The organism is Pseudomonas emilianonis (genome assembly GCF_023072625.1).
Taxonomy (GTDB): domain Bacteria; phylum Pseudomonadota; class Gammaproteobacteria; order Pseudomonadales; family Pseudomonadaceae; genus Aquipseudomonas; species Aquipseudomonas paraveronii.
Genome location: NZ_JAKNRV010000666.1, coordinates 1 through 1329, shown reverse-complemented (window position 1 = coordinate 1329; position 1329 = coordinate 1). Strand labels below are relative to the sequence as shown.

Below are 1329 nucleotides of genomic sequence, written 5' to 3'. Positions count from 1 at the left end.
ACCGGCAAACGCCGATGCATGCGCGGCACCTGCAGGCCGGGGCGAAGATGATGCCCGCCGGCATCTGGCAACGCCCGGCCTATTACGGCAAGGCCGAGGACCGCGACGCCTGCATGCAGGCCGAGGCCCTGCATGTGCGCAACAAGGTCGGGCTGATCGATGTGTCCACCCTCGGCGGCCTGGACGTGCGTGGCCCGGATGCCGCCGAACTGCTCAACCGGATGTACACCTTCGCGTTTCTCAAGCAGCCGGTGGGCCGTTCGCGTTATGCGCTGATGACCAATGAACACGGGGTGGTGATCGACGACGGCGTGTGCGCGCGGCTGGCCGACACGCACTTCTACGTCACCGCCACCACCAGCGGCGTCGACCGCATCTACCAGCAGATGCTCAAGTGGAACGCGCAATGGCGCCTGGACGTGGATGTGACCAACGTCACCGCCGCGATCTGTGCGGTGAACGTGGCCGGGCCGGATTCGCGCAAAGTGCTGGAACAGCTGTGCAGCGACCTCGACCTGAGCGCCGAGGGCTTCCCTTACCTCGGTGTACGCCAGGGTACGGTGGCCGGGATCAAGGCGCGGCTGCTGCGGGTCGGCTTCGTCGGCGAACTGGGTTATGAAATCCACGTGCCTGCACGCCACGGCCTGGCGCTGTGGGATGCGTTGATGGTCGCCGGCAAAGCCTTTGATATTCGCCCCTTCGGCGTCGAAACCCAGCGTCTGCTGCGCCTGGAAAAAGGCCATGTGATCATCAGCCAGGACACCGACGGCATGACCCATCCGGCGGAAATCGACATGGGCTGGGCCGTGAGCCGTAACAAACCGTTCTTCGTCGGCCGCCGCTCGGTGGACATCCTCGAAGCCCAACCGCTGAAACGCAAACTGGTGGGTTTCAGCTTGCCTAAGGGCAGCGTGCAACCGCTGGAAGGCCACTTGGTGCTCAACGGCCCGGACATCAGCGGCAACGTCACCTCGTGTGAATACTCCGCCAGCCTGGGCCGGATCATCGGCCTGGCCTATGCCGGAATCGACCAGAGCACGCCGGGGCAACGCATTCCGATTCGCGTCGAGGGCGGCATCGTCGTCCAGGCCGAAGTGGTGCAGCTACCGTTCTTCGACCCCACCAACCAACGCCAGGAGGGTTAAGCCATGACCAGTCTGAAAGCCCACGAATTGATCACCCGGCCCTGCCATCTGGTCGACCAGACCGACCTGCCCCGGGTCGGCTTTCGCGGCGCACACAAGGAATATCTATGAATCAGGTTGCTGAAAGGTACTTTGGCGTATGGAAGCGGAGTCTGATCCAGTACCGCTCAGGGCGTTCGGACAG

1 protein-coding gene is annotated in these 1329 nt (G+C 63.8%); it reads left to right on the top strand.

Going from position 1 to position 1329, the window contains the following annotated elements:
• On the top strand, positions 1–1145 hold a 1145-nt coding region (locus L9Z73_RS30680; RefSeq protein ID WP_247408713.1), incomplete at its 5' end, for an aminomethyltransferase family protein.
• Positions 1146–1329: the final 184 nt, after the last annotated feature.